The sequence below is a fragment of the Sphingobacterium sp. UBA3519 genome, from assembly GCF_002377215.1.
Classification (GTDB): domain Bacteria; phylum Bacteroidota; class Bacteroidia; order Sphingobacteriales; family Sphingobacteriaceae; genus Sphingobacterium; species Sphingobacterium multivorum.
Window position 1 is genome coordinate 32,634 of record NZ_DFPI01000010.1, and the last position, 1,931, is coordinate 34,564.

2 protein-coding genes and 2 tRNA genes are annotated in these 1,931 nt (G+C 42.8%); 2 read left to right on the forward strand and 2 right to left on the reverse strand.

What is annotated here, in order from left to right; all coding sequences use genetic code 11:
• Nucleotides 1-112 precede the first annotated feature (112 nt).
• Nucleotides 113-1,354: an MFS transporter gene (locus tag B3297_RS04145; RefSeq protein WP_070563286.1), complete on the forward strand. Its 1,242-nt coding sequence runs from the start codon at nt 113-115 to the stop codon at nt 1,352-1,354.
• A gap of 62 nt (nt 1,355-1,416) precedes the next feature.
• Entirely contained in the window at nt 1,417-1,638 is a 222-nt protein-coding gene (locus tag B3297_RS04150) for a (4Fe-4S)-binding protein (RefSeq protein WP_046672314.1), read from the forward strand.
• A gap of 63 nt (nt 1,639-1,701) precedes the next feature.
• Here B3297_RS04150 and B3297_RS04155 read toward each other — a convergent pair.
• Nucleotides 1,702-1,778, reverse strand: a tRNA-Asp gene (locus tag B3297_RS04155).
• A 24-nt stretch (nt 1,779-1,802) separates the two neighbouring features.
• Nucleotides 1,803-1,876: transfer RNA gene (locus B3297_RS04160), tRNA-Asp, on the reverse strand.
• Nucleotides 1,877-1,931 lie beyond the last annotated feature (55 nt).

Genomic DNA, 1,931 nt, shown 5'->3' on the forward strand with positions numbered 1-1,931 from the left:
GTAAGGTAAGGTAAGGTAAGGTCTCGGGCGATAATTTTGCAAACTTATTACATATAATGTTCGCGCACTTCTGTATTTTTAGGCCAGTTTAAACCGAGGCAAACCGGACAGTATGGAAATAAATAAACTTGATAATGCGCCTTTTACGGCATACCAAAAACTGGTGGTCTTTTTATTGGCCATGACACAATTTACGGTCGTGCTTGATTTTATGGTGATGTCACCGATGGGGGATATCCTGATGAAAGCCATCGATCTCAAACCAGCTCAATTTGGCATTGCGGTTTCGGCCTATGCTTTTAGCGCGGGTGCTTCGGGGCTGCTTACCGCGGGTTTTGCCGATCGTTTTGATCGAAAGAAGCTGCTGCTTTTTTTCTATTCTGGCTTTATTATCGGAACTTTCTGCTGTAGTTTTGCCAACGATTATTGGACTTTGGTCGCTGCTCGAATTATCACAGGCCTCTTTGGAGGGGTCATTGGTTCGATCTCCATGGCTATTATCACCGATATCTTTACGCTTCAGCAACGTGGACGTGTGATGGGCTTTGTACAGATGGGCTTTGGCGCCAGCCAGGTCCTAGGCATTCCGATAGGTCTGTATATCGCAAACAATTGGGGCTGGCATAGTGCCTTTTTATGGATTGCCGTGATGGCTTTAATTATTGTCATTATCATTGCAATTAAACTCATTCCGATAACAGCACATATCGGTCTTCAGAAACATCAATCTGCGTTAAAGCACCTTTGGCTGACTTTTTCACAGCGAGAATATCGTATCGGCTTTGCTGCAACAGCCTTGCTATCCATTGGAGGTTATATGATGATGCCTTTTGGAAGTGCTTTTGCAGTCAATAACCTCAAAGTTAGCCACGAGCAGTTGCCGATGTTGTTTATGATTTCGGGTATCGCTTCATTGATTATTATGCCTATCGTCGGGAAATTGAGCGACCGTTACGATAAGTTTAAGATTTTCGCGTTCGCTTCCCTTTGGCTCATGGTTGTCGTATTTATCTACACGAACCTAGGTGTTACTCCATTTTATATTGTTGTTATCTTAAACATTTTAATGATGGCGGGCATTTTAAGTCGGATGACGCCTTCTTCCGCTTTGATCACGGCTGTTCCGGAGATGAAAGATCGGGGTGCATTTATGAGTATCAGTTCATCGTTGCAGCAGCTGGCAGGAGGTGTGGCAGCTTCGCTAGCAGGTGTAATCATTGTTCAAGAAACAAAAGAAAGCCCCTTGGAACATTATCCTACATTGGGGATGAGTGTGATTCTGCTCTCTATCATCGGTATTTTTATGATCTACCGGGTGAGCAGTATGATTAAAAAGCGAAAAGCCAATTCTTAAAACAAAATTGTTCTTATCGTTATTAGTTCTTAAAATATAAATTGCTAAAGAGAGATGGAATTATGGAAAAAATAGTTAGATATCCACATCCAAATGGAGAGATAACCGTTCTTTGGATACCTGAACGCTGTGCACATGCTGCGGTTTGCGTGAAGAGTCTCCCAAATGTGTATCATCCGAAAGATAGGCCTTGGATCACAGCCCAAAATGCCAGTACAGCGGAATTGATTGAACAGATCAAGCATTGCCCTTCTGGAGCACTTCAGTACGAATTGAAAAAATAATAGTTGTTGTATTGTTAAGGCAAAAAAAAAGCATCATTTATAATTAAATGATGCTTTTCTTGTTGGCGGTCTGGACGGGACTCGAACCCGCGACCCCATGCGTGACAGGCATGTATTCTAACCAGCTGAACTACCAGACCAACAATGTGTTTTTAAAATTTTAGCGGTCTGGACGGGACTCGAACCCGCGACCCCATGCGTGACAGGCATGTATTCTAACCAGCTGAACTACCAGACCTAAAATCTTAAGGATTGTTTTTAATAATTTTTGGCGGTCTGGACGGGACTCGAAC

Excerpts from the sequence above, each read along its gene's own strand:
- B3297_RS04145 (WP_070563286.1), top strand. The coding sequence starts at position 113 with ATGGAAATAAATAAACTTGATAATGCGCCTTTTACGGCATACCAAAAA.
- B3297_RS04150 (WP_046672314.1), top strand. The coding sequence starts at position 1,417 with ATGGAAAAAATAGTTAGATATCCACATCCAAATGGAGAGATAACCGTT.